The 24,980-nt window shown below is 73.9% G+C and carries 19 protein-coding genes; 5 read left to right on the forward strand and 14 right to left on the reverse strand.

The genetic code is table 11. The annotated features are described in order from the left end of the window. Positions 1 to 3: 3 nt before the first annotated feature. The gene (locus tag ABT127_RS10600) at positions 4 to 894 is read right to left on the reverse strand and encodes an aminoglycoside phosphotransferase family protein (RefSeq protein ID WP_351446804.1); all 891 of its coding nucleotides are present in this window, start codon (positions 892 to 894) and stop codon (positions 4 to 6) included. A gap of 185 nt (positions 895 to 1,079) precedes the next feature. Between ABT127_RS10600 and ABT127_RS10605 the strand changes: the two genes are divergently transcribed. Then, positions 1,080 to 2,783: a PP2C family protein-serine/threonine phosphatase gene (locus ABT127_RS10605; RefSeq protein WP_351446807.1), complete on the forward strand. Its 1,704-nt coding sequence runs from the start codon at positions 1,080 to 1,082 to the stop codon at positions 2,781 to 2,783. Positions 2,784 to 2,787: 4 nt separating this feature from the next. Beyond that, a complete protein-coding gene (locus tag ABT127_RS10610; protein ID WP_351446810.1) occupies positions 2,788 to 3,237 on the forward strand; it encodes a hemerythrin domain-containing protein in 450 nt (149 codons plus the stop codon). A gap of 18 nt (positions 3,238 to 3,255) precedes the next feature. Here the strand turns inward: ABT127_RS10610 and ABT127_RS10615 are convergent, their stop codons facing one another. The 6 genes from ABT127_RS10615 to ABT127_RS10640 are packed head-to-tail and all read right to left on the reverse strand — an operon-like array spanning position 3,256 to position 11,686. Further along, on the reverse strand, positions 3,256 to 4,686 hold the full coding sequence (locus ABT127_RS10615; protein WP_351446813.1) for an aminobutyraldehyde dehydrogenase: 1,431 nt from the start codon (positions 4,684 to 4,686) through the stop codon (positions 3,256 to 3,258). Then, positions 4,679 to 6,352, reverse strand: coding sequence for a thiamine pyrophosphate-dependent enzyme (locus ABT127_RS10620; protein WP_351446816.1), 1,674 nt, complete (start codon positions 6,350 to 6,352; stop codon positions 4,679 to 4,681). Before ABT127_RS10620 ends, ABT127_RS10615 begins: the two co-directional genes overlap by 8 nt. Next, positions 6,349 to 7,683 (reverse strand): MFS transporter, encoded by a 1,335-nt coding sequence (locus ABT127_RS10625; protein WP_351446818.1) that lies wholly within the window; start codon positions 7,681 to 7,683, stop codon positions 6,349 to 6,351. Before ABT127_RS10625 ends, ABT127_RS10620 begins: the two co-directional genes overlap by 4 nt. Beyond that, entirely contained in the window at positions 7,680 to 9,398 is a 1,719-nt protein-coding gene (locus tag ABT127_RS10630; protein WP_351446820.1) for an amidohydrolase, read from the reverse strand. Before ABT127_RS10630 ends, ABT127_RS10625 begins: the two co-directional genes overlap by 4 nt. Before the next feature lie 15 nt (positions 9,399 to 9,413). Further along, positions 9,414 to 11,099 carry an urease subunit alpha gene (locus ABT127_RS10635; RefSeq protein WP_351446823.1) on the reverse strand — a complete coding sequence of 562 codons (1,686 nt, stop codon included), beginning with the start codon at positions 11,097 to 11,099 and terminating at the stop codon, positions 9,414 to 9,416. After that, positions 11,096 to 11,686: an urease subunit gamma gene (locus ABT127_RS10640; protein ID WP_351446825.1), complete on the reverse strand. Its 591-nt coding sequence runs from the start codon at positions 11,684 to 11,686 to the stop codon at positions 11,096 to 11,098. The genes ABT127_RS10635 and ABT127_RS10640 overlap by 4 nt, the downstream gene beginning before the upstream one ends. A gap of 124 nt (positions 11,687 to 11,810) precedes the next feature. On the opposite strand from ABT127_RS10640, the gene ABT127_RS10645 reads away from it, so the two are divergent. Continuing rightward, positions 11,811 to 13,004, forward strand: a complete 1,194-nt coding sequence (locus tag ABT127_RS10645) for a PucR family transcriptional regulator (protein WP_351446828.1) — start codon at positions 11,811 to 11,813, stop codon at positions 13,002 to 13,004. A 12-nt stretch (positions 13,005 to 13,016) separates the two neighbouring features. On the opposite strand, the gene ABT127_RS10650 is transcribed toward ABT127_RS10645, so the two are convergent. Beyond that, complete coding sequence (locus ABT127_RS10650; protein ID WP_351446830.1) at positions 13,017 to 13,808, reverse strand: class II aldolase/adducin family protein; 792 nt, start codon at positions 13,806 to 13,808, stop codon at positions 13,017 to 13,019. Beyond that, positions 13,805 to 14,812 (reverse strand): C-terminal binding protein, encoded by a 1,008-nt coding sequence (locus ABT127_RS10655; protein WP_351446833.1) that lies wholly within the window; start codon positions 14,810 to 14,812, stop codon positions 13,805 to 13,807. The genes ABT127_RS10650 and ABT127_RS10655 overlap by 4 nt, the downstream gene beginning before the upstream one ends. Before the next feature lie 172 nt (positions 14,813 to 14,984). On the opposite strand from ABT127_RS10655, the gene ABT127_RS10660 reads away from it, so the two are divergent. Next, on the forward strand, positions 14,985 to 15,884 hold the full coding sequence (locus ABT127_RS10660) for an Lrp/AsnC family transcriptional regulator (protein WP_351446836.1): 900 nt from the start codon (positions 14,985 to 14,987) through the stop codon (positions 15,882 to 15,884). A gap of 19 nt (positions 15,885 to 15,903) precedes the next feature. On the opposite strand, the gene ABT127_RS10665 is transcribed toward ABT127_RS10660, so the two are convergent. The 3 genes from ABT127_RS10665 to ABT127_RS10675 form a co-directional block, all read right to left on the reverse strand. Next, positions 15,904 to 16,335: a pyrophosphohydrolase domain-containing protein gene (locus tag ABT127_RS10665; protein ID WP_351446837.1), complete on the reverse strand. Its 432-nt coding sequence runs from the start codon at positions 16,333 to 16,335 to the stop codon at positions 15,904 to 15,906. Positions 16,336 to 16,344: 9 nt separating this feature from the next. Then, complete coding sequence (locus ABT127_RS10670; RefSeq protein WP_351446840.1) at positions 16,345 to 17,664, reverse strand: M1 family metallopeptidase; 1,320 nt, start codon at positions 17,662 to 17,664, stop codon at positions 16,345 to 16,347. A gap of 71 nt (positions 17,665 to 17,735) precedes the next feature. Further along, the gene (locus ABT127_RS10675) at positions 17,736 to 21,629 is read right to left on the reverse strand and encodes a Pls/PosA family non-ribosomal peptide synthetase (RefSeq protein ID WP_502971674.1); all 3,894 of its coding nucleotides are present in this window, start codon (positions 21,627 to 21,629) and stop codon (positions 17,736 to 17,738) included. Positions 21,630 to 21,931: 302 nt separating this feature from the next. Between ABT127_RS10675 and ABT127_RS10680 the strand changes: the two genes are divergently transcribed. Next, positions 21,932 to 22,702, forward strand: a complete 771-nt coding sequence (locus ABT127_RS10680; protein WP_351446842.1) for a polysaccharide deacetylase family protein — start codon at positions 21,932 to 21,934, stop codon at positions 22,700 to 22,702. On the opposite strand, the gene ABT127_RS10685 is transcribed toward ABT127_RS10680, so the two are convergent. Together ABT127_RS10685 and ABT127_RS10690 are read right to left on the reverse strand one after the other, a co-directional pair. Continuing rightward, positions 22,675 to 24,255, reverse strand: a complete 1,581-nt coding sequence (locus ABT127_RS10685; RefSeq protein ID WP_351446845.1) for an FAD-dependent oxidoreductase — start codon at positions 24,253 to 24,255, stop codon at positions 22,675 to 22,677. The genes ABT127_RS10680 and ABT127_RS10685 overlap by 28 nt on opposite strands. Further along, positions 24,252 to 24,971: a class I SAM-dependent methyltransferase gene (locus tag ABT127_RS10690; RefSeq protein WP_351446848.1), complete on the reverse strand. Its 720-nt coding sequence runs from the start codon at positions 24,969 to 24,971 to the stop codon at positions 24,252 to 24,254. The genes ABT127_RS10685 and ABT127_RS10690 overlap by 4 nt, the downstream gene beginning before the upstream one ends. Positions 24,972 to 24,980: the final 9 nt, after the last annotated feature.

A 24,980-nucleotide genomic window follows, 5' to 3' on the forward strand; every position in this document is an offset into this window, starting at 1 on the left:
GGTTCAGGCGAGGAGCCGGCCGACGACCCGTGCCGCGGTGTCGAACATGAAGGCGTTGCGGCCCCGGTAGTAGGACAGTTCGAGCACGGCGATGCTGAGCGCCCAGCCGCGGCCGCGCGTCCAGGTGGCCTCGTCGCAGCCGACGGCCGCGCGGAAGGTGTCGCGCAGGCCGTCGTCGAGGATGTACCAGGCGACGATCAGGTCCACCGCCGGGTCCCCGACGCCCGTACAGCCGAAGTCGATGACGGCGGCGAGCCGTCCGCTGTCCGCGTCGACCAGCAGGTTCCCCGGCTCCAGGTCGCCGTGCAGCCAGACGTCGGGGCCCTCCCAGCGGGGCGCGGCGAGGGCGCTCTCCCACAGGGCGAGCGCGGCCGTCGTGTCGACGACGCCGTCGAGCCGTTCCAGGGCGGCGCGGGTCGAGCCGTCGCGCGGGGCGAGCGGTTTGCCCCGGTCCGCCGCCGGGGCGCCGGTGGTGTCGACGCGCCACAGGGCCCGTACGAAGTCGGCCAGGTCCTGCGCGAGCCGCGCGGGCTGTCCGCCGGTGCCGACCTGCGGCAGCACGCCGTCGATCCACCGGTGGACGGACCACGGCCACGGATAGCCGCGTCCGGGGTCCCCCACGCCGACCGGCTCCGGCACCGCGACGGGCAGCGCGGGGCCGAGCCGCCGCAGCCAGCGCCGCTCCCCCGGGACGTCGGCCGCCGACCCCGGGGTGCGCGGCATCCGCACCACCAGGCCGTCACCGAGCCGGAACAGCATGTTCGAGGTGCCGTCCGTCGGGAGGTACCGCAGCGACAGACCGGACCAGTGCGGGAACTGGTCGGCGAGCAGCCCCGCGATCAGCGCGTGGTCGATGTCCGGCTCGTCGTCGTGCAGCTTGCGCGGGGTCGTCATGGACGCCTTTCCCTGGGGCGGTGATCCGGCGGGCGAGGCTACCGCCGGGACCCACCGACGATCACCCGGTTTTCCCGCCGGGCGCCCGGGTCGGGCCGCCGTCGGTGTGCGCGCGGCCTCCGGGCAAGGTCAACTGGAGGTACGCGCTCCCGGGCGCGCCCCACCGGACACCCGGAGGAACCACCATGGCCCAGGCGGCACCCGGCCCACCGGACCCGCCCGCCCCGCCGGAGCTGACCGCGATCGACGCGCTGCTGACGCGGCAGGCGCGCGAGGCGCTGCGGCACTCCTTCCGGCTGCTGGGCGGGGAAGCGGTGCGCGAGGCCGCCGTGACCGCGTCCGAGCTGCCGGTGGACCCGCCGGACTGGGCCCAGGCCGTGGCGGACGCGTCGGCCGAGCCGACCGTGGTGTTCGCCCCGGTCACGGACGCGACGGGGCAGGTCGTGGACTTCGTGGACGTGGCCGTGAACGCGGCGGGCCGGGCCCTGGCGTCACGCTCCCGGCCCCGCCACGGGCAGCTGCTGACCGTCTCCCAGCCGTCGTCGGAGGCCTCCGGGCTGTTCGCGGCGCTGCGGCAGGTCCTGACCACCGGGGAGGCGGTGACCGGCCGCGACTGGGACGCGACCCTGCTGGTCGAGGGCGAGCCGTTGCACCGGCGGCTGCGGATCACCGCGACGCGTCATCGCGGTCATGTGGTGGTGACCTTCGACGGCACGGCCCGCCGGCACGAGCTGATCAGCGACCGGGTGCAGGAGCAGGGCCTCATCGGCTGGGGCGAGTGGGAACTGGCCTCGGGGCACAGCGACTGGTCACCCGGCCTGTACGTGATCTTCGACAGGTCGCCCGGAACCGCGCCGCTCACGCTGGGTGAGCTGGCCCGCCGGCTGGTGCCGGAGGACCGGACCGCGTTCCGGGTGGCCCTGGAGCACGTCGTGTCCGGGCTCCCCGTGGAGCTGGATCTGCGGCTGCGCCTCACCGACGACACCCGTCACATCCGCTTCACCCTGGAGCCGCTGCGGGCGGAGACCGGTCCCGTGTGGGGTGTCCAGGCCCTCGTACGGGACAGATCGAAGTCGTATCTGCGGCGGGTGCAGCTGGACGCGGCCGTGCACGCGGCGGAACGGCGGCGGCAGCGGGCGGACGCCGAGGCCCGGGTCGCGGCCCGGCTGCGCGAGGCGGTCCTGCCCTCTCATCCGCCCGAGATCACCGTGCAGGGCGTGACCTCCGCCGTCGCGTACCGGCCCGCCGAGACCCGGTCGTCGATCGGCGGCGACTGGTACAACGTGCAACCGCTGCCCGACGGGCGGGTGCTCTACGCGCTCGGCGACGCCGCGGGCCACGGTCTCGACGCGGTGGCCCGGATGGCGGCCCTGCGCGGCGGTCTCGCCGGGCTCGCCCACACCGGGCAGCCGGTGGAGGCGCTGACGGCCTGGCTGAACCGCATCACCGTCGACAACGGCGTGGACGGCACCGCCACCGCGGTCGTCTGCCGCTACCACCCCGACCGGGAGCTGCTGCGCTGGGTGTGCGCGGGGCATCTGCCGCCGGTGCTGCTGCGCGACGGGACGGCCACTCTGCTGGACGAGGCCACCGGGCTGCTGCTCGGGGTGCTGCCGGAGGTGACCTACCGGGCCGCGGAGCTGTACCTCCGCGCGGGCGACACCGTGCTGATGTGCACGGACGGTCTGGTGGAGCGCCGCGACGAGGACATCACCGAGGGGCTGGCCGCGCTGCTGGGCGCGGTGGAGCGGCACGCGGGTCTGTCGCCGCAGCAGCTGGTGGACACGGTCAGCGAGGAGCTGCTGCCGACACCGCAGGAGGACGACTCGTGTCTGCTGGCCCTGCGGCGCGCCCATGCGCCGGCGGGCGGTCGCGGGCAAGGAGACTGACCGCATGTGCCATTACTGCGGTTGTCGTGACATTCCCCTCATCAAGGAGTTCATCGCCGAGCACGAGCGCGTCACCGACACCGCGGGGGACGCGCTGCGCGCGCTCGACCGCGGCGATCCGGCGACCGCGCGCGCCCTCGTGGACCGGATGGCCGGGGAACTGGCCGCGCACTGGCGGGGCGAGGAGGACGGCCTGTTCCGCGTCATGGGCCGGGACCCCGAGTACGCGGAGTACATCGCGGCCCTGGAGGCCGAGCACCGGGAGCTCGCGGCGCTGCTCCCGGCACTCGACCTGAGCGCGCCCGCCGACGTCGTCGTGTTCACCGATGCGGTGCACGAACTGCGGCGGCACATCGCCAAGGAGGAGGACGGCCTGTTCCCTGCCTCCCTGACGGCACTGTCGGGCGACGCGTGGGACGCGTCGATGGCGGCGTGGCGCGAGGCCCATCCCTGAGCCCGGGCCGCGGCGCGATCAGGGTGCCCGGTGGGCGGCCATGACGTGCTTGACGCGGGTGTAGTCGTCCAGGCCGTAGCGGCTCAGGTCGCGGCCGATGCCGGACTGCTTGAATCCGCCGTGCGGCATCTCGGCCGGGATCACCTGGTGGCAGTTGAGCCAGACGCAGCCGAAGTCCAGGTCGGCGCTGACCCGCATGGCGCGGGCCAGATCGGCGGTCCAGACACTGGAGGCGAGGCCGAGGCTGACGCCGTTGGCGAGCGCGAGCGCCTCCTCCTCGGTGTCGAAGGGCTGGACGGTGATCACGGGGCCGAAGATCTCGCCCTGGACCACGTCGTCGTCCTGGCGCACCCCGGAGATCACGGTGGGCGGGAAGAACCAACCCGGCCGGTCGAGCAGCCTGCCGCCGGTCTCGACCGTGGCGTGCGCGGGCAGGGCGTCGACGACGGAGGCGACCCGGGCCGCGTGGGCGGCGCTGTTGAGCGGCCCGTGGAAGACGCCGTCCTCGTCCGGCGCGCCCGTCCGGGTCTCGCGCGCCGCGGCCACGAGCGCCGTGAGCAGCGCGTCGTGCGCGTCGCGCTGGACGAGGATCCGGGTGACGGCGGTGCAGTCCTGGCCGGCGTTGAAGAACGCCGCGTCGGCGAGGGCGCGGGCCGTGCGGACCGGATCGACGTCGGCGAAGACGACCGCAGGCGCCTTGCCGCCCAGTTCGAGGTGGACGTTCTTCACGTCCCGGGCCGCGTCCGCCATGACCTCGGAGCCGGCCCGGGTGCTGCCGGTGATCGCGACCATGTCGACGTCCGGGTGGGCGACGAGGGCGCGGCCGGTGTCGCGGTCGCCGCAGACGATGTTCACGACGCCGGGCGGGAAGGCCCGCTGGGCGAGTTCGCCGAGCAGCACGGTCGACCAGGGGGTGGTGTCGGACGGCTTGAGGACGACGGTGTTCCCGGCGGCGAGGGCGGGGCCGAGCTTCCAGACGGCCATCATGAACGGGTAGTTCCAGGGGGTGACCTGGGCGACGACCCCGACCGGCTCCCGGCGTACGTAGGAGGTGTGGCCCTCGGCGTACTCCCCCGCCGCGACGCCCTCCAGGACGCGCGCGGCGCCCGCGAAGAACCTCAACTGGTCGGCTCCGCGCAGGATTTCGAGGGTGCGGGTGGTCTCGCGGGGCTTGCCCGTGCCGCGGATCTCGGCGTCGAGGAGCTGGTCCGCGTGCTCGACGACGAGGTCGGCGAGGCGCAGCAGGGCCTCCTGGCGCCGGGCCGGGGTGGCGCGCCGCCAGTCGGGCAGGGCGCGACGGGCGGCCGCGACGGCGGCGTCCACGTCGGCGGCCGTCGAGCGGGGCGCGGTGCCGTAGACCTCCTCGGTGGCCGGGTCGGTGAGGTCCATGCGGTCGGCGGCGTCCGCGGCACGGCCGTCGACGACGTTGTGCAGGGTGAGGTCAGACATCGGCGGTCTCCTTGCGCAGGTCGGCCACGGTGACGCCGGGGGCGAGCCGCCCGGCGGTCACCTTCAGCTCGATGAGGGCGGCCCGGCCGCAGTCGAGCGCGCGCTCCAGGGCGGGCCCGAACTCCTCGGTGGAGGTGACGGTTTCGCCGTGGGCGCCGAAGGCGCGGGCGAAGGCGGCGAAGTCGGGGTTGCCGAGCGCGGTGCCGCTGACCCGGCCGGGATAGGTCTGTTCCTGGTGCTGGCGGATGGTGCCGTACTGGGAGTTGTTCAGGACGAGGATCAGCGGGGTCGCGCCCTCGGTGACGGCGGTGGCGAGTTCCTGACCGTTCATCAGGAAGCAGCCGTCGCCCGCGACCGAGACGACCTGCCGGCCCGGGTGGGCGAGGGAGGCCGCGACGGCGGCGGGGATGCCGTAGCCCATCGAGCCGTTGCGCGGGGCTAGTTGGCGGCCGCCTTCCCGGTATGTGAGGAAGCGCTGCGCCCAGATGGCGTGGTTTCCGGCGCCGAAGGTGACGACGGTGTCCGCGGGCAGCCGGGCGTCGAGCGTCGCGAACACCGCGCCGAGGTCGAGCGGGTCGGCCTCGGGCGCCGGGATGCGGAAGGCGAGGTGTGCGGCCCGGTCCTGCTTGGTGCGCAGCGCCCAGGCCACCGGTCCGGCGGGCCGCAGGGCGCGGACGGCGGTGCCGAACGCCTCGGGGCTCGCGAGGAGCGTCAGTTCGGCCGGGTGCAGGACGCCCGGGGGCTGGGCCTCGGGGAGCACCTGCACCAGGAGCGGGCCGGTGCCGTCGTGCGGCAGGAGCGTGAAGCCGTCGGTGGTGACGTCGCCGGGCGCGGCGCCGATACCGATCAGCAGGTCCGCGGTGCGCACCCGCTCGGCGAGCCGGTCGTCGCGGCCGTAGCCGAGGTGTCCGACGTAGGTCTCGGCCTCGTTGTCGATGAGGTCCTGGCAGCGGAAGTCGACCGCGACGGGCAGCGACCAGGCGTCGGCCCACGCCTGGACGTCGGCGCGCGCGGCGGGCGTCCAGCGGCTGCCGCCGAGGATCACGAGCGGACGCTCGGCGGTGCTCAACAGGGCTTCCACTCGGGCGAGTTCGGCGGGAGCCACGCCGCCGTCCGGGACCGGCAGCGGGGTGGCGTCGGCGACGCGCACGACGTCGGTGAGCATGTCCTCGGGCAGCCCGATGACCACGGGTCCGGGGCGGCCGCTGCGCGCGACGGCGTAGGCGCGGGCGACGTACTCGGGGATCCGGGCGGCGTCGTCGACGGTCTCGACGAGCTTGGCGCTGGCGCCGAACGTGCCGCGCAGGTCCAGCTCCTGGAAGGAGTGCCGGTCGGTGTGGCCGCGCGGGACGAGTCCGATGAAGAGGATCAGCGGGGTGGCGTCCTGGTGGGCGGTGTGCAGGGCGACGAGCGCGTTGGTGGCGCCGGGGCCCCGGGTGGTGAAGCAGATGCCGGGGCGTCCGGTGAGCTTGCCGTGCGCCTCCGCCATGTAGGCGGCGCCGCCCTCGTGGCGGCAGACCACCATGCGCACGGGGGCGTCGTGCAGGGCGTCGAGCGCGGCGAGGTAGCTCTCACCGGGCACGCCGTACGTGGTGTCGGTGCCGTGTGCGGCGAGCTGGTCGATCAGGACCTGTCCGCCGGTGCGGGCAGGGTGGTGCCGGTTCATGCGGGGACCTCGACGTTCTGGGACGGGGCGGAGAGGGTGGCGGCGTTCCGTCGCAGGACGGTGCCGGCGGCGAGCGAGCCCGCGACGGTGCAGGCGGCGATCGCCATGAGCAGCAGGGCGGCGCCCCACGAGGCGCCGTCGGCGGCGCTGGTGAGCGAGGTCGCCATGAGCGGCACGAAGCCGGACAGGACGCCCGCGAGGTTGTAGGACATGGCGACGGCGCTGTAGCGGAACTCCTCGGGGAACATTCCGGAGACGACGGCGCCGATCGGCGCGTAGGGGATCGACAGGGCGCCGATGCCGAGCGAGACGCCGAGGTAGACCAGGCCGGTCTGCTTGGTGTCGACCAGCCAGAAGGCCGGGAACGCCACGATCATGGTGGCGGCGGCGCCGAGGGCGCAGACCCGCCAGGCGCCGATCCGGTCGGCGAGACGTCCGGCGAGGACGAGCACGACGATCTCGACGACGGAGCCGATGACGGTGGAGTTGAGCATCGTCTGCTTGTCGATGCCGAGTTCGTCGGTCCCGTAGGAGATGACGAACGTGCTCATCAGGAAGAAGCCGCCGACGCCGAGGAACGCGGCGCCGACACCGACGATCATGCGGCCCCAGGTGCGGCGGAACGCCTCGACGAGCGGCGCGGGCTTCGGGCCGTCGCGCTCGGCGTCGTCGAGCATCTTGCGGAAGACCGGGGACTCCTCGATGTGCATGCGCAGGTAGAGCGCGAAGCCGAGCAGCGGGAAGGCGACGAGGAACGGCAGGCGCCAGCCCCACGAGTAGAACGCGTCGTCGGGCAGCAGGCCGACCAGGGCGAAGGCGCCGGAGGAGAGCAGGGTGCCGACCGGGGAACCGAGCTGCGGGATCGAGGAGTAGCTGCCGTGCTTCTCCTTCGGGGTGTGCTCCAGGGTCAGCAGCATCGCTCCGGACCACTCCCCGCCGACGGATATGCCCTGGAGGAAGCGGAGGAGGGAGAGCAGCGCGGGCGCCCAGATGCCGATCGTCTCGTACGTGGGCAGCAGGCCGATGCAGCCGGTGGTGGCGCCCATCATGACGACGGTGATGATCAGGGAGACCTTGCGGCCGTAGCGGTCGCCGATGTGCCCGAAGACGGCGGCGCCGATGGGCCGGGCCACGAAGCCGACGGCGAAGGTGACGAAGGAGGCGAGGGTGCCGACCGTCGGGTCGAGGTCGGGGAAGAACAGCTTGTTGAAGACGAGCGCGGCGGCGGTGCCGTAGAGGAAGTAGTCGTACCACTCCAGGGCGGTGCCGCTGAACGCGGCCGTCAACAGCCTTCTGATGTCCTTCAGGTCGGGCTTGTCGGGGGTGCTCACGCGTTCTCCTGGAGAGGGGCGGCCGCGGTGGCCGGAGGGGACGGGGGACCGGAGCGTGCGGGGGTGCGGATGAGGCCGTGCGGGTCGTGGACGGGATCGCCGCCCACGACGGTGGCCAGGACCCGGATCGCGCCGATGCGGTCGGGGTCGGTGCGGACGGGGTCGCCGTCCAGGACGATGAGGTCGGCGAGCTGTCCGGGGACGAGGCGTCCCTTGCGGCCGCCGAAGCCGGTGGCGAGGGCGGATCCCTCGGTCCAGGCGTGCAGCGCGGCAAGGACCGGAATGCTCTCGTCCGGACCGTAGGGCACGCCAGTCCCGGTCAGTCGCGTGACCATCGACTGGATCGCGGGCAGCGGTGCGCCGGGTGCGACGGGCCGGTCGGAGCTGCCGGGGACGGGCAGCCCGAGGTCGGTGAACGACTTCATCCGGTACGACCAGGCGGTCCGCTCGGGGCCGAGCGCCGCCGCCATGGCGTCGCCGAAGGCGTGCAGGAAGTTGTGCTGCGGCACGGGGACGACGTCCAGGGCGGCGAAGCGGGCGAGCTGGTCGGGGCGGACCACCCCCGCGTGCTCGATCCGGTGCCGCACGCCGGGGCGCGGCCGTTCCTCGCGGGCCCGGGCGAACGCGTCGAGGGCCAGGTCTACGGCCCGGTCGCCGATGGCGTGCGCGGCGACGGTCCAGCCGGATCGGTGCGCGGCGACGACCAGATCCGTCATCGCGTCGGTGTCGCCCTGGAAGTAGCCGGTGGGCCGCTCCTCGTTGTGGGGGCAGCCGCAGAACGGATCGGTGACGGCGGCCGTGCGGCCCAGCAGCGATCCGTCGAGGAAGATCTTCACCGGTCCGAGCGAGAGCCGGTCGTCGCCGAACCCGGTGCGCAGGCCGAGGTCGAGGCCGAGGGTGATGTCGTCGTCGGCGTGCGCGGTCAGCGGGTGCAGCACGTCGGACGCGGCCATCAGCTGGGCGCGGGTGTGCAGGCGGCCGGTCTCCCGGGCGCGTTGGTAGGCGCCGAGTTCGACGGGCGTGTGCCCGATCCAGCCGCCGCCGATCCCGGCCTCGGTGAAGCTGGTGATGCCCTCGGTGAGGTAGTGCCGGGTGGCCGCGCCGACGGCGTCGGCGACGGTCTCCACGGGGTAGGGCAGCACCTGCCGCTGCACGAGCCGCTGGGCGGTCTCCTCAAGGAGGCCGTCCGGGCGGCCGCCCGCGTCCCGGGAGACGACACCGCCGTCCGGGTCGCGGAAGCCCTCGTCGAGCGCGCCCGCCGCGGCGAGCACCGGCGTGTTGACGACGCAGGCGTGCCCGGAGGTGTGTTTGAGCCAGACCGGCCGGCCGTCCGCGGCGCGGTCCAGGGCGTCGCGGTGCGGGTAGGCGCCGCCGAGCCGGTTGTGGTCGAGCCCGGCGCCGATCACCCAGGCGTCCGGCGCCAGGTTCTCGGCGTACGCGGCGACGGCGGCGTACACCTCGTCGGCCGTGCGGGCGGTGGAGACGTCGAGCTGGGTGAGGGTCAGTCCGAACCAGGCGGTGTGGCAGTGCGCGTCGTTGAACCCGGGCAGCACGGTGGCGCCGCCGGCGTCGAGGACGCGCCGCGCGGGCAGCCCCGCGACCTCGTCGTCGAGGCCGACGATCCGGCCGTGCAGCACGCCGAGGGTGTGCGCGGTGGGCCGGTCGGGGTCGAGGGTGCGGACGCGGGCGTTGCGGACGAGCAGATCGAGTCGCATGGGGGTGCGTGCCTCTCAGGCCAGGTGGTGCAGTTGCGCGAGCGGCAGCTCGGTGGCGGGCGCGGTGCCCGTGGCGACTCCGTCGACGAGGACGGGCGCGGGCTCGCGGGGCACGACCACGCGCGGCGTCGCGGTGTTGTGCAGCATGTCGGCGCGGGTCAGACCGCGGCTGCCGCGGATCGGCGCGTAGTTGAGTCCGCCGGGCAGGGCGGCGCGCGCGGCCCGGTCCTGGAGGGCCGCCTCGGCGACGAAGACCTTGGCGAGCCGGGCGGGCGCGGCGCCGAGGGCGCCGTAGTAGGGGCGGTAGACGCGCGGCTGGGTGAGCCGGGTCGAGCCGGAGCCCGAGCCGGTGTTGCCCCAGGCCACGAACCCGGACTTGATGACCAGCTCCGGCTTGCTGCCGAACCACTTGGGGTCCCACAGCACGAGGTCCGCCATCCGTCCCGCCTGGACGGTGCCGACCTCGTGGGCGAGGCCGTGGGCGATCGCCGGGTTCAGGGTGATCTTGGCGAGATAGCGCAACGCCCGTACGTTGTCCACCTTCTCCACTCCCCCGCCGCCGTTCGCCAGCGCCTGGACGTGGGCGAGCTGCCAGGTGCGGCGGACGGTCTCGGCGATCCGGCCCATGCCCATGGAGTCGGAGTTGACGATGGAGATGGCGCCCAGGTCGTGCAGGGCGTTCTCGGCGGCGATGGCGTGCTCGCGGATCCGGCCCTGGGAGATCGCGACGTCGCTCGCGGAGTGGTGGTTCTGCCGGTGCACGGTCATCGTCATCGGGAAGAGTTCGCCGACCGTGTTCGGGGTGTACGGGATCGTGGGCGTCGTCGACGACGGCAGGATGTTCGGCTCGGAGAGGATCTCCAGGAGGTCGGGGTGCCCGCCGCCGCCCTCCACGTGGTACGCGTGCACGGTCCGCCCGCGCGTCGCGCCGATGGTGTCCCGCAGATAGCCGGACTCGTTCATGGAGTCGGTGTGCAGGGCGACGGGCAGGTCCGCCTGCTCGGCGGTGTCCAGGCAGTTGTCGATGATGCGGGGCGTCGCGCCGAAGTCCTCGTGGATCTTGAAGCCGCCGGCTCCGGCGAGCGTGATCTCGTCGAGCAGCGCCCGCGAGCTGGACGATCCCCGGGCCAGGAACGCGATGTTGAGCGGAGTGCCCTGCCAGGCGCTCATCAGGGTGTGCAGGTTGTGGGCGGGGTTGCAGCCGATCTCCCACACCCCGCCGAGCCCCATGCCGACGAGCGTCGTGACGCCGGCGGAGAGCGCGGCGGGCGCGACCTCGGGCGAGGAGAGATGGACATGGCTGTCGACGATCCCGGGGGTCGCGATCAGACCCTCGCCGGGGACGACGGAGGTGTGCGAGTCGATGGCGAACTCGACGTCCATGACGTCCGGGTTGCCGACGCCGCCGACGGAGACGACGCGCCCGTCCTTGATGCCGATGTCGGTCTTGCGGACGCCGAGCACCGGGTCCATCAGCACCACGCCCGCGACGACCATGTCGAGCGCCGAGTCGCGGTCGGAGCGCGGCGAGGCGAGCAGTCCGTCGCGGACCGTCTTGCCGCAGCCGCCGAGGAGTTCGTCGCCGGGCGTGCCGTCGTCGGCCTCGACCTCCACCCACAGACAGGTGTCGCCGAGCCGGATCCGGTCGCCGGTGGTGGGCCCGTAGAGGGCGTGGTAGGTGCGGCGGTCGATGCTGGTCATGCGCGCTCCTGGGTCTTGCGGCTGGCAGGGACGAGGACGACCTCGCGCTCCTCGCCGGGCGCGAAGGTCAGGGCGGTGCCCGCGGCGATGTCGAGACGCAGGCCGCGGGCGGCCTCGCGGTCCAGGGCGAGGGCCTGGTTGACCTCGTGCAGGGGGTAGTGCGAGGAGACGTAGACGACCGTGTCGCCGGTGTTGCGGACGGTGAGGGTGGTGCGCGGACGGCCCGCGTTGATCTCGATGGGCTCCTCGCCCGTGCGGACCGCACCGGGCGGGGTGGCGCTGCCGGGGCCGATGGGACGGTCGACGGCGACGAGCGAGGTGCCGCTCGGGAACAGCGCCTCGACCTGGACGGTCGTGACGATGTCGGCGACGCCGTCCATGACGTCGTCGGCGGTCAGGACCCGGCCGGCCGTCTCGATGACCTCGTCGAGACTCATCCCGTCCCAGGCGGCCTCCAGGATCTCGTCGCAGATCAGGGCGATCGCCTCGGGCGCGTTGAGGCGGCGGCCCCGGGCGCGGCGGCGGCGCGCGAGTTCGGCGACGGTGAACAGCTGGAGCCGTTCCTGTTCGCGAGGGGTCAGATGCACGGTCGTCAGGCCCTCCTGTCGGGCGGGACCCGGGCGGTTCGCCGCGGGACCGCCCCAGCTTCCGTGGCAGCGGGCACAAAACCAACGTTGAAATAACCCCCGTGCGTCACCCAGGATTGGTCACATGCACAATGCTGGTCACGCCGGTCTCCCGGACTCCGAGCTGCCCCCGCCGTCGCCGCGCGTCGCAGAGCTGGCCGGGCAGCTGCTCGACAACATCGACGGACTCATCGGCGACTGGCTGGAGATGGTGCGTCCGGTGCGCACCACGTACGCGGACCGGGTGCCGGACACCCAGTTCCGGGACACGGCCTGGCACGCCTTCGAACTGCTGCTGCGCACGGTCGCGCAGTTGCCCGTGCCGCCGCACATCGCGGACGTCTCGCAGCGGGTCGGGGAGGACCGGGCCCGGCAGGGCGTCCCGCTCGACTCGCTGCTGCAGGCGGCCCGGCTGGACTTCCGGGTGGTGTGGGCGGCGCTGGTGCGGCGTGCGGAGCCGCAGGACATGGCGGAGCTGGTGGAGTCGGCGTACCACGTGTGGGAGGCCGTCGAGGGGCATGTCACCGGGATCATGACGGCGTATCAGCGCACGGTCCTGGACATGGGGCGGCGCGAGGAGGACGAGCGGCGGATGTGGTTCGCCCGGCTCCTGGAGAGCGAGGGCCGCAATCCGACCGTCGTCCGGGACGCGGGTCTCGCTCTGGGCTTCTCGGCGACGGGCCGCTACTTGTGTGCGGCGTCGTCCGCGGGGGACGGGCCCGGTCTGCGCCGGGCGGCGGCGGCACTGCGGGCGGCGGGCGCGCCGGTGCAGCAGCAGATGACCGGCGGCGACGCGGTGCTGGTGGTGCAGTTGGGCCGCCGCACCACGCGCGCGTGCGTCCTCGACCAGCTCGCCGGTTCGCCGTGCGGGGTCGCCCCGCCGGTGTCGGGGCTGGCCGCGGTGCCCCGGGCGACGGTCCTCGCGGTGGCGACGGCGCAGGTGCTGCCGCCGGAGGCCGCGGCGCCGCGGCTGCTCGAGGACAGCTGGCTGGACGTGCTGACGCACCAGGCCGGGGACTTCACCCGGGATCTGGCGGCGGACGTCCTCGGCGGTCTCGACGGTCCCGGCGTGAGCGGTACGGAGGCGGACCGCCTCCTGGAGACGGTCCGCACCCATCTGTCGGGCAGCGGGTCGATCGCGGAGACGGCCGACGCGCTCTACTGCCACCGCAACACGGTGCAGCACCGCTTCGCCCGCTTCCACCAGCTGACCGGCCGCGATGTGCGCAGGCCCGACGACGCGGCGCTGGTCGCGGTGGCGTTGCGGGCCCGCGGCTGACCGGGCGGCGGCTCAGTCCTTGTAGTCGGGCGCCACGCGCTCGACGAGGCGCAGCAGGGCGCCCCAGGCCAGGTCGTAGGCGTCGTGGTCCTCGAAGTCGGAGGCCGCGTCGCCCTCTCCGGTGAGCTGCTGGGCGGTGTACTCGGCGACCTGGTCCGAGGGGAGGATCAGCGGGGCGCCGCCGGCCTGGGCGGTGACCTGGATCTCGCAGGCCTTCTCCAGGTAGTACATGCGCAGGAACGCCTGCTTGGCGCTGTCGCCGACGGTCAGCAGGCCGTGGTTGCGCAGGATGAGCGCGGGGTGGCCGCCGAGGTCGGCGACGAGGCGCTGCTGCTCGTCGAGGTTGAGCGCGACGCCTTCGTAGTCGTGGTAGCCGACGCGGTTGTGGAACTCCATCGACATCTGGTTGACCGGCAGCAGGCCGCCCTGCTGCGCGGCGACGGCGCAGCCCGCCTTGGTGTGCGTGTGCAGCACGCAGTGCGCGTCGGAGCGGGCCTTGTGGATCGCGCTGTGGATGACGAATCCGGCCGGGTTGACCGGGTGCGGCGTCGGCTCGACGGGGTGGCCGTCGAGGTCGATCTTGACCAGGTTCGAGGCGGTGATCTCCTCGAAGAGCAGCCCGTAGGGGTTGATGAGGAAGTGGTGGTCGGGGCCCGGCAGCCGCTGGGAGATGTGGGTGAAGATCAGGTCGGTCATGCGGAAGTGCGCGACGAGCCGGTAGACGGCAGCGAGTTCGCGGCGCAGGCGCAGTTCCTCGGCGGCGGCGTCGGCCGCCGGGGCAGGGGTGGTGAGGATGTCGGTCACGCGGGGGCTCCTTGCCGGGGTGTGGTGCCGGGGGCGGTGGTGGTGGCCGGGTCCGGTCCGACGACGGGGGTGTGGGGACGGCCGGTGGTCCACCAGGCGATGACGTTGCGCGCGGGGTCGGTGGCGTAGGCGTGCAGCGAGGCGTCGGTGAGGAAGGCGCTGTGCGGGGAGAGCAGCAGACGGGGGTGGGTGCGCAGCGGGTCGTCGGCGGCGGGCGGTTCGGTGGGGAAGACGTCGAGGGCGGCGCCGGCGAGCGGGCCGCGGTCGAGCGCGGTGAGCAGGGCGCCGGGGTCGACGAGGTCGCCCCGGGCGACGTTCACGAGGACGCTGCCGGGCCGCATCCTGGCCAGCAGCGGGCCGTCGATCATGCCCTGGGTCCGTGGGGTGGACGGGATGTGCAGGGAGAGCACGTCCGCGTCGGCGATCAGGGTGTCCAGGTCGGTCAGCTCGACGCCGGCGGGCCCGTCGGTGGCGTGCGGGTCGTGGGCGAGGACACGGCCGAAGAGCGGGGCGGCGATGCGGGCGAAGGTGCGGGCGATCCGGCCGAAGCCGAGCAGCCCGAGCGTCAACTCGCTGGCGCGGCGCGGCACTTCGGTGAAGTCGTCGCTCCAGCCGCCGCCCCGGACCAGGGTGTCGGCCTGCGGCAGCCGGCGGACGAGTGCGAGCGCCTGGGCGAGGGCGTGCACGGCGACGTCCTCGGTGGCCGCGTCCGGCAGATTGGCCACCCACAGGCCGCGCCGCTCGGCCTCCGGTACGTCGATCATGTCGATCCCCGCGGACATGGTGGCGAGCATCCGCACGGTGGGCAGCCGGTCGAGCAGCGCCGCGTCGATCCGCGCGTAGCCGACGATCAGCGCGACGGCGTCGTGCGCGGCGGCGGCGATGACCTCCGGGTCCCGGCTGCCGACGAGGCGGGCCTCGAAGCCGGCCTCGGCCAGCAGTCGCAGGCCCGGCCCGGGATCGAGCTCGGCCGTGTCGGTGATCACGACGACGGGGCGTGTCACACCGTCCTCCAGGAATGATTCGATCGCAACATGGGAAAGAAACTTACGTTTCGACTGTCAATTTTGTCCACTCCCGACGGTACGGCCGCCCAGTCCGCGGACTGTCCGAGAATGGGCCCAGACCCCGGCCGCGCCACGGCCGGGCCGAACCGCTGACCGAGGGGACCGACCCGTGGATCTCGACGAGACCGACCTGGCGATCGTGCGCGAGCTGCAGACCGACGGGCGGCTGACCTACGAGACGCTGGCCCGGCGGGTGGGCCTGTCCCGGCCGGCGACCCGGATGCGGGTGCAGCGGCTCCAGGAGTCGGGCGCGGTGCGCGTCGTGGCCATCACCCATCCCGCCGTGCGCCGGCTGACCGCCTCCGCGCATCTGGCCATCGGCACGGAGGGCGCCGCGGGTCCGGTCGCGCGCGCGATCGCCGAGCTGTCCGCGGCCCCGTTCGTGACGCTGACCAGCGGGCGCCGGTCGATCATGACGGAGCTGCGGACGGCGGGCTTCGGGGAGCTGGAGCGGACGATCGAGCACATCCGGGCGCTCGACGGGGTGCGCAGCGTGGATCCGCTGATCGCGACGCGGCACGTGAAGGATCCGTATCTGCCGGCCGAGGAGCCCACGGTCGCACCGCAGGACGACGTGGACGAGCGGATCCTCGCCGAGCTGGAGGAGGACGGCCGGCTGCCGTTCGCCGAACTGGCGGCGCGGATCGGCCTGTCGGCGGGCGCGACCCGCTCACGCACGCTGCGCCTCCTCGACGGGGGTGTGGCCCAGGTGGTCGCGCTGGTGCGGCCCGAGGTGCTCGGGATGGGCTATCTCTGCGGGTTCAGCCTGCGGGTGACCGGTGCGGCGGCGGACACCGCGCGGCGGGTGGCCGCCCTCCCCCGGGTGACGTTCCTGTCGACGTGTCTGGGCAGCGCCGAGGTGGTCGGCACCGTCACCGCCGAGTCCTTCGCCGCCGTGCGCACCACGCTGGAGGAGATGCGGGGACTGCCGCAGGTGCGCGAGGTGGAGAGCTGGCTCCACCTCGAACTGGTCAAGGAGCGCTACGACATGGGCCCGCACCCCGCCTGAACACCGCGGCCCCGCCGCCTCACCGGTCCCGGCGGACCGTCGCCGCCCGCCACTCGACGATCCCGTCGAGGTCCGGCGGGCGGTAGCCGGGTCCCTTGAGGACCTTGCCGTCGGCCCGGCGCAGGACCTGTCCGTCCGCGTCCACCTTGCTCATGTTGGAGCGGTGGACCTCGGCGAAGACGGCCGGGAGGTCGATGCCCAGCGCGTCCGCGGCGCCATAGGTGACGTACAGGACGTCGGCGAGCTCCTTGGCCAGCTCCCGGTACGCCCCGGCCGGATCGGCGCCGGTGCGCAGGGACTCGGCGAAATCGGTCAGGGCCTCGGCCGCCTCCCGCGCCTCCTCGGTGAGCAGCTCCCGCCGCAGCTCGGCCAGTTCGGCGCAGGCGGCGTCCGCCTGCCCGTCGAACGCCGCGCGGAACTCGGCGACGCGGCGCATCGGTTCATGATCCATGCCCCGACCCTAGAGGAGCGGGGGCAGCCGTCTCTCGTACAGCCACGCCTCGAAGAGGTCGTCCAGCGGCCGGGGCGCGTAGCGTGCGGCGTGGGCGGTGAACATCTCCGTGGTGACCACTCCGTGCTTGTGGACGGCGGTCCACTCGCGCAGCATCCGGAAGAACGCGGCGTCCCCGAGGGCGCCGCGCACCGCGTGCACGGTGAGCGCGCCGCGCTCGTAGAGGCGGTCGTCGAACATCGACTTGCGTCCCGGGTCGGCGAGTTGGAGGTCCTGGGGCCGGCCGACCAGCGTGCGGTGGGCGGTCAGCGCCAGTTCGTGGGCGCCGTGGGCGCCCGAGCGCTCGGACCACAGCCACTCCGCGTACTTGGCCAGGCCCTCGTTGAGCCAGATGTGCCGCCAGTCGGCGACGGTGACGCTGTTGCCGAACCACTGGTGGGCGAGTTCGTGCGCGACCAGCCGCTCCGCGCCGCGGGCGCCGTCCACGTGGTTGACGCCGAAGAGCGACAGCCCCTGTGCCTCGACGGGGATGTCGAGTTCCTCGTCGGTGACGACGACGGCGTACTCGCCGAACGGGTAGGGCCCGAAGAGCTCTTCGAAGAGGTCCATCATCTGCGGCTGCCGGGCGAAGTCCCGGGAGAAGTCGGCGAGGAGCCGGGCCGGGAAGTGGCCGGTCTGCGGCACGCCCCTCAGCCCCGGGTCGCCGAGCAGCGCCGTCTGGTACTTGCCGACGGACAGGCCGACCAGGTAGCTCGACGTCGGTGCTGGCTGTTCGTAGAGCCAGGTGGTGGTGGAGGCCCGGGTGGTACGGGTCAGCAGCCGGCCGCCGGTCACCACCTGGTACGCCGACGGGGCGGTGAGGGAGATCTGGTACGCGGCCTTGTCCGCGGGCCGGTCGTTGCACGGGTACCACGACGGTGCTCCCACCGGCTGGCTGGCGACCAGCGCGCCGTCGGTCAGCTCCTCCCAGCCGAGCCCGCCCCAGGGGCTGTCGACCGGTTTTGGGTTTCCGGAGTAGTGGACCTCGACGGTGAACGGGGCGCTCGCGGGCAGCGACTTGGCGGGGCGCACACGCAGCTTGCCGCCGCGCAGGGTGTAGTGCGGGGGCCGGCCGTCGACGCGGATGCGGTCGATGCGGAAGTCGCCGAGGTTCAGCTGGAACTCGGTCAGCGGGGCGCGGCCCGCGATGGCACTGAGCCGGGCGGTGCCCGCGAGCCGGTTCGGCACCGGCCGGTAGTCGAGGGTCAGTTCGTAGCGGTGAACCCGGAAGCGGGCGTCGCCGTGGCCCGGGAAGTAGGGGTCCGGTGCCGTTCTGTGGTGCACGCTCACGCCTGGTCCGCTCCCCTGCCCTGTCCTCGTACGGTGCGCCGGCGGGCCGCCCTCGGCAGCGGCCCGCCGCCTCAGGGGCGCCAGGCCTCGATCGGGTTGCCCAGCCAGCGGGTGTCCGCCGGTACCGACTCGCCGGCCATGACGAGGGACGCGGGGCCCAGGGTCGTACGGGCTCCGATCTCGCTGCCCGGCAGGACGATTCCGCCCGGGCCCAGCGTGGCTCCCGCACGGAGAACCACAGTATCCGTCCGCAGGATCCGATCATGGAAGAGGTGGGTCTGCAGGACACAGCCCCGGTTCACGCTCGCGGCGGGCCCGACGGTGACGAGGTCGGTCTCCGGGAGCCAGTAGGTCTCGCACCACACGCCCCGGCCGATCCGCGCGCCGAGCGCCCGCAGCCACAGCGTGAGGACCGGCGTGCCGGGGACCGCTCCGGCGAGCCAGGGCACGGCGACCGTCTCCACGAAGGTGTCGGCGAGCTCGCCCCGCCACACGAAACCGCACCACAGCGGGTGTTCCCCGGGCCGGTGCCGGCCGACGAGCAGCCACTTGGCGACGACGGAGACGAGACACCCGAACACCCCGGCGCCGAGCAGGACGACGCCGGACACGAGCGCCGCGAGCCACCAGGCACGGGTCGCGGCGGCGGTGAGGGCCGCGGCCACGAGGACGACGAGCGCGGCCGAGCAGCACACGGGGACGAGCCGGCACAGTTCGACCAGGGCGCGGGCCAGCTTGAGCCGGGCGGGCGGCGCGTAGGTGCGGCGGTCGTCGCGGACGGCGACCGTGCGGGGCAGTTCGACGGGGGGCAGGCCCAGGTAGGAGCTGCCCCGCCGGGCCTTCTTGGGGGTGGCCGACAGCACGCCGACGAGGCCGTCGTCGGGGACGGCGCGGCCGGGTGCGGTCATGCCGGAGTTGCCGAGGAAGGCACGCCGTCCGATGTCCGCGCGGCCGACGCGGATCCAGCCGCCGCCGAGTTCGTACGGGGCGGTCAGGGTGTCGTCGGCGAGGAAGGCGCCCTCCCCGACGGTGGTCAGGCCGGGCAGCCCGAGCACGGTGGACACCTCGGCGCCGCGCCCCACGCGCATGCCGAGCAGCCGCATCCAGACGGGGGTGACGAGCCCGGCGTAGAGCGGGAAGAGGGTCTGCCGGGACAGGTCCATGAGCTGGGTGACGGTCCACGCCTGCCAGCCGGTGCGGCTGTGCGTGGGGCGGGTGCCGGTGCGCAGGCCGAGGCTGAGCAGCCGGACGCCGAGCAGGATCAGTGCGGCGTAGGTGAGGCCGAAGACCAGGGTCGCGGGGACGAGCGCGCACAGAGCACCGCGCACGGCCCCGCCGAGAGCGGCGTCGGCGGGCACGAAGATGCGGGCCAGACTCAGTGCGGGGAGCGCGGCGAGGACCGGCAGGAGGCTGAGCGTACTGCCCGTCAGGCCGTACATCGCGCGCCAGTGCACGGCGCGCGGTGGTCGCTCGCGCGGCCAGTCGCGCCGGGCCCGGCCGAGTTTGACGGCGGGTGAGCCCGCCCAGCGCTGGCCGGTGGGGAGCTGTCCCCGGACGGCGGAGCCGGGGGCGACCTCGGCGCGCTTGCCGACGCGGGCACCCGGGAAGAGGACGCTGCGGGTGCCGACGACGGCTCCGGCGCCGACCTTGACGGCGCCGATCTCCAGCCGGTCGCCGTCGAGCCAGTGTCCGGACAGGTCGACCTCGCTCTCGACGGCGCAGCCCCGTCCCAGTTTGAGCAGGCCGGTGACCGGGGGCAGCGAGTGCAGGTCGACGTCGGCGCCGATCCTGGCGCCGAGCGCCCGTGCGTAGCGTTCGAGCCAGGAGCCGGTCAGGGAGGTCGCACCGCTGTACTCGGCGAGGCGTTCGGCGGTCCACAGGCGCAGGTGGACCCGGCCGCCGCGCGGATAGGTGCCGGGTGCGACGCCGCGCAGGAGCAGCCGGGCGCCGCCTGCCGCGATGGCCAGGCGGCCCGGCGGGCTGTACAGGACGAGGGCGCCCGCTGCGACGAGCCACCAGGAGGCGGACGGCGCCCACGGGGCGGGGCCGAGCCGGTGCGCGATGTTGCCGAGTGCCGCGAGCGCGACCGTCCAGCGCAGTCCCACGAGGGTGAACAGCGGGAGCAGCAGGGCGGTTTGAGCCAGCTGGGTGCGCAGCGGCACGGGGGCGACGGTGCGGGCGGAGCCGTCGCTCTGCGCGGACTTCTCCAGCCTGCGGGCCAGCTTGCGCAGGACGGGCCGTTCGTAGATGTCGATGACGGCGGCGTTCGGGTAGCGGGTGCGCAGCCGTGTGGTGAGCCGGGCGGCGGCCAGGCTGCCGCCGCCGAGCGCGAAGAAGTCGTCGCGGGCGCCGGTCACGGGGATGCCGAGGATGTCGCTCCACTGCTCGGCGAGCCAGGCCTCGGTGCCGTACAGCTGCTCGGCCGCGCCGCCGTCCCCGGCGTCCGTGCCGGGCAGCGGCCAGGGCAGCGCGTCGCGGTCGACCTTGCCGGAGGTGCGGGTGGGCAGGTCGTCGACGGGGGCGAGCAACGGCACGAGGGCCGCGGGCAGTTCGGCGCGGAGCCGGCCGAGGGCGGCCGTCCGGTCGAAGCCGTCCTGGGTGACGAGGTAGCCGACGAGGAGCTGATTGCCGCCGGGTGCCGTACGGACGGCGGCGGCCGCGCCCGCGACACCGGGCAGCGCCGCGAGCGCGGCGTCGACCTCGCCGAGTTCGATGCGCCGGCCGCCGAGCTTGATCTGCTCGTCGCCGCGCCCGAGGAAGACGAGCCCCTCCGGGTCGGCCTTGACCAGGTCGCCGCTGCGATAGGCCCGTTGCCAGCCCAGCGGCTCCAGCGGCGCGTACTTCTCGGCGTCCTTGGCGGCGTCGAGGTAGCGGGCGAGTCCCGTGCCGCCGATGACGAGCTGGCCGCTGCCGCCCATCGGTACGGGCCGGCCCGCGTCGTCGACGACGGCCAGCTCCCATCCGTTCAGGGGCAGTCCGATCCGGACCGGCTCGGTCCCGGTCAGCAGGGCGGCGCAGGCGACGACGGTGGTCTCGGTGGGCCCGTAGGTGTTCCACACCTCGCGGCCCTCGGTGACCAGGCGCCGGGCCAGCTCGGGCGGGCAGGCCTCGCCGCCGAAGATCAGCAGCCGGACGTCGTCGAGGGTCTCGGGCTCCCAGAGCGCGGCGAGGGTCGGCACCGTGGAGATCACGGTGATCTCCTGCTCGACGAGCCACGGTCCGAGGTCGGCGCCGCCGCGCACCTGTGCCCGTGGTACCGGCACCAGGCAGGCGCCGTGCCGCCAGGCCAGCCACATCTCCTCGCAGGACGCGTCGAACGCGACGGACAGCCCGGCCATCACCCGGTCGCCGGGGCCGATCGGATCGTCGGCGAGGAACAGCGCGGCCTCCGCGTCCACGAACGCGGCGGCGGCCCGGTGGTGCACGGCGACGCCCTTGGGTTTGCCGGTCGATCCGGACGTGAAGATGATCCACGCGTCGTCGCCGGGCGTCGGCCGTGCGGCGGGTACGTCCGCGGGCTTGTCCACCGTGAAACGGTGTCCGGCGCCGATGACGGTCCTGACCCGCGCCTCGCCGAAGACCAGGTCGGCGCGGTCGTCGGGGTCCTCGGCGTCGACCGGTACATAGGCCGCACCCGCGGCGAGGACCGCGAGGATCGCCACGTACAGCTCGTTCGTGCCGCTCGGGAGGCGGATGCCGACGCGGTCACCGTGTCCCACTCCGGCCGTGTCGAGTCTGCGCCGTAGGAGTTCCACCGAGGCGGCCAGTGCGCGGTACGTCAGCTGGCGGGTGCCGTCGTCGAGGGCGGGCTCGTCGGGGTGGGTCCGCACCGTCGCGTCGAGCAGGTCCACGAGGGTGCGCGGCGGTGCGGCGTCCCCTCCGGTGAAGAGGGCGAGGTCCTCGGGCCGCTCGGTCATCGCCGCTTCGAGCAGGCCGAGTTCGGCGTTCGCACGCGTGGCAGGCATCGGGTCCTGACGTCGGGGGCCGCGCATCCCTGAGGGTGTGGCCGTTCTCCTCCAGGTCTGCCTGAGCCCGTCCGCCCCGGGGGCCGGACAAGCGCCACATCCTAATCCCGGGCCGGGAGTCGACCGCCTCGACTCCGCCAAACTGCGGCTCCGATGGGGGCTGGTCGCGCCGCTGTGTCCGCGAACGCCTGCGGAATTGTCCGTGATCGGTAACGGAGGGAGCCGCGGGCCCACCGGTCTCGTCCTGCCAAGTGGCCACGACGTCAGCGGCGACGACGCGGCACGGCGCGGGAGGAACGGACATGGCACGGCGGAGCGGCGGGCAGGGCTGGAACAGCAGAGTGGTGGGGGCGGCGCTCGCGGTGACCGTGCTCGCCGGGGGCGTATCGGTGTGGACCGCGCAGGCGGGCGAGGCGACCGGAACGGCGCCGAGGGCGAGCGCCGCGCACGACGGCAAGGCTCCGAAGGCGGTCGCGGTGACCATCGCGCACGCCTCCGACGCCGGGGCCCGCGGCGTGAACATCACCATCGACGACGGCCCCGACCCCGTCTGGACTCCTCAGGTCCTCGCCGTGCTGAAGGAGTACGGGGTGAAGGCGACGTTCTGCATGGTGGGCACCCAGGCGCAGGCCCATCCGGATCTCGTCAAGAAGGTCGTCGCGGCCGGGCACCGCCTGTGCGACCACACGGTGTCGCACAACACGGCCATGGACAAGCGGCCGAAGGCGTACCAGTCGCAGCAGATCCTCGACGCGGAACGCATGATCACCAAGGCGTCCGGCGGGGTGCGCCCCCAGTACTACCGGGCGCCGGGCGGGGCCTTCACCCCGTACAGCCGCACCCTCGCCGCCTCCCGCGGGATGCGCCCGCTGGGCTGGAACGTGGACACCAAGGACTTCGAGCGCCCGGGTACGGCCGCCATCGTCGCGACCGTGGAGCAGGAGCTGCCGGGCGGGCCGACGCTCCTCTTCCACGATGCGGGCGGCGACCGCAGCCAGACGGTCGAGGCCCTGCGTCAGGCGCTCCCCGAACTCAAGGAGAAGGGCTACTCGTTCGGCTTTCCGGTGCGCTGACGTCCGGCGCTCCAGCGCGCGAGGTTCCGCAGCAGCGGATCGCGCCCTTGCAGGGGCACGGTCCACAACTCGTGCCCCCGCACCCGCCATTGGCTCAGCAGCGCGTTGGCGGCGAGCATGCCGCTGGTCGCGGCGCGTTCCATCAGCGCCACCGGCAGATCGGTGCGGACCAGGTCACCGGCGATCATGAGGCGGGGGTTGGAGGTGCGCACCGTCGGCCGGTCGCCGTATCCCGACACCGCGAACATCGGGCAGTCGTCGCGCCATTCGTGCCGGACGTCGACGACGCGTGCCGCGCGGGTCTCCGGATACACCTGGTGCAACCGGTCGATGAGCCGCTTCTCCTCGGTGGCCCGGTCGACGAGGCCGTCGAGCGCGTAGGCGTGGAGCTCCACGACCGAGCCGCCGGTGCGGCGGAACCACTGGTGGGCCTCCTTCTCCCAGCGGTCCAGGACGCTGACGTTGTCCAGGGTGCCGTAGCCGCTGGTCCCGAGGAAGCCGGCCCGTTCGGCGGCGACGGGCCGGTCCAGCCACAGCCGGGAGACGAGGAAGGAGGGGGCCGTGCGCAGCCGGGCGATCCGGTCGTACCACGACGCGTCGGCGACATCGGGGCTGCTGCGGACCAGGTGTTGCAGGCCCTTGGTGTCGAGGGCGAGGACGCAGGCGTCGTAATGCCCGCTGTGCGCACCGGCGTTGAGGGTGAAGCCGCCGTCGGGCGACGAGGCGAGATGGTCGACCGGCTGGGCGACGCGGATGTCGGCGCCGAGTCCTTCGAGGTAGCGGGCGAGGGGGTCCCACAGGGCGGTCGGGAAGGGGTCGTCGGGCACGTCGAAGAGCAGGCCCTCGGCCGAGCCGAGGAAGTAGATGTGGAACATCAGCACCATCTCGGCGGCCGACAGCTTGCGCGGGTCGGCGAAGAAGCTCCGGGAGAACACCTCGAACGCCAAGTGGTGGGCGGCCTCGGGGAATCGGACGGCCTGCAGGAAGTCGTGCGCGCTGACGTCGTCGAGCCGGTCGTAGACCTCCGGTACGCGTACGTCCATCAGGGGAAGGGCCGCCCGGGCGTTGATCCCGGGCAGGTCGCGGAGGGTGAAGGTCGGGCTGCGCAGGGCGAATCCGAGGGCGCTCCACGGTGGGGTGCGCGGGACGTGCCGGAAGCTGTCGCGCAGACCGTCCGCGTGCCACAGCGGGTAGTCGGGCAGCGCGGTCAGCCGCTCCAGGTGCGGATCGGTGCGGCGCAGCAGGGCCCGCAGGTTGTAGTACTGGCGGAAGAAGGCGTGGAAGCCGCGGCTCATCGTGGCCGTCGAGCCGTCGGCCAGCTCGGTGGTCCAGCCGGCCAGCCGTCCGCCGAGCGTCGCCTCCCGCTCGAAGAGGGTGACGCGCACGCCGCGTTCGGCCAGTGCGACGGCGGTGGCGAGTCCCGCGATCCCGCCGCCGACCACGGCCGTCGTCGGGGCCGGATCGGTGACCCGGGACGCGCCGGGCCCGGCCGGGATGTGCGCCGCCCGGCGGTCCCGGGCCTGCGGTGGCAGCTGCGGCCGGCGCTTCATCATCGGGTCCTCTCCTGCGGCACCTGGCCGACGACGGTGTGGGTGATGCCGGTCTGCCAGCCGGGGAGCGGCAGGGCCCTGACCCGGGTGAAGCCCGCGGCCGTCAGCCGCTGGGCGAAGCGGGCGGCGGTGTCGAACTCGATGACGCTGCGCCACAGATGCCGGTAGAGGGCGCCGTCCCCCAGCGCCGTGGTGACGGGCAGCAGTCCGGCGCAGACCGCCGACCAGACGGCACGGTGGCGGACTCTGCCGCTGAGGGTGTACTCGTGCACGGCCACCCGGCCGCCGGGTGCGAGCGCGTCCCGTACGGAGGCCAGGACGCCGTCGGGGTCGGCGGTGTTGCGGAACAGGTAGGCGGCGAACACCGCGTCGAAGCCGTCGTCGATGCCGGCCGCGGCCAGCTGTTCGGCCGGGGTGTGGACGAAGGTGACGCTCGACGGCCAGCGTTTCGCCGCGGCCCGCTCCAGCATGCCCGCGGAGGCGTCGACGGCGGTGATCTCCGCGTCGGGCAGTACGGCCAGCAGCGCGGCGGTCGACGCGCCCGTGCCGCAGCCCAGGTCGAGGACCCGCAGACCGCGCCCCTGCGCGGGCAGGCCGAGGCGGCGTGCCGAGCGCCGCAGGTGGGCGTGGTAGCCGGGGTTGGCGCTCACCAGGGTGTCGTAGGTGCGGGCGGCGTGGTCGAAAGCTGAGGCGAGCGCGGCGTCGCGCAGCGTGGGCATGGTTCTCCT

This window comes from Streptomyces sp. NPDC001904, assembly GCF_040297005.1.
Lineage (GTDB): Bacteria > Actinomycetota > Actinomycetes > Streptomycetales > Streptomycetaceae > Streptomyces.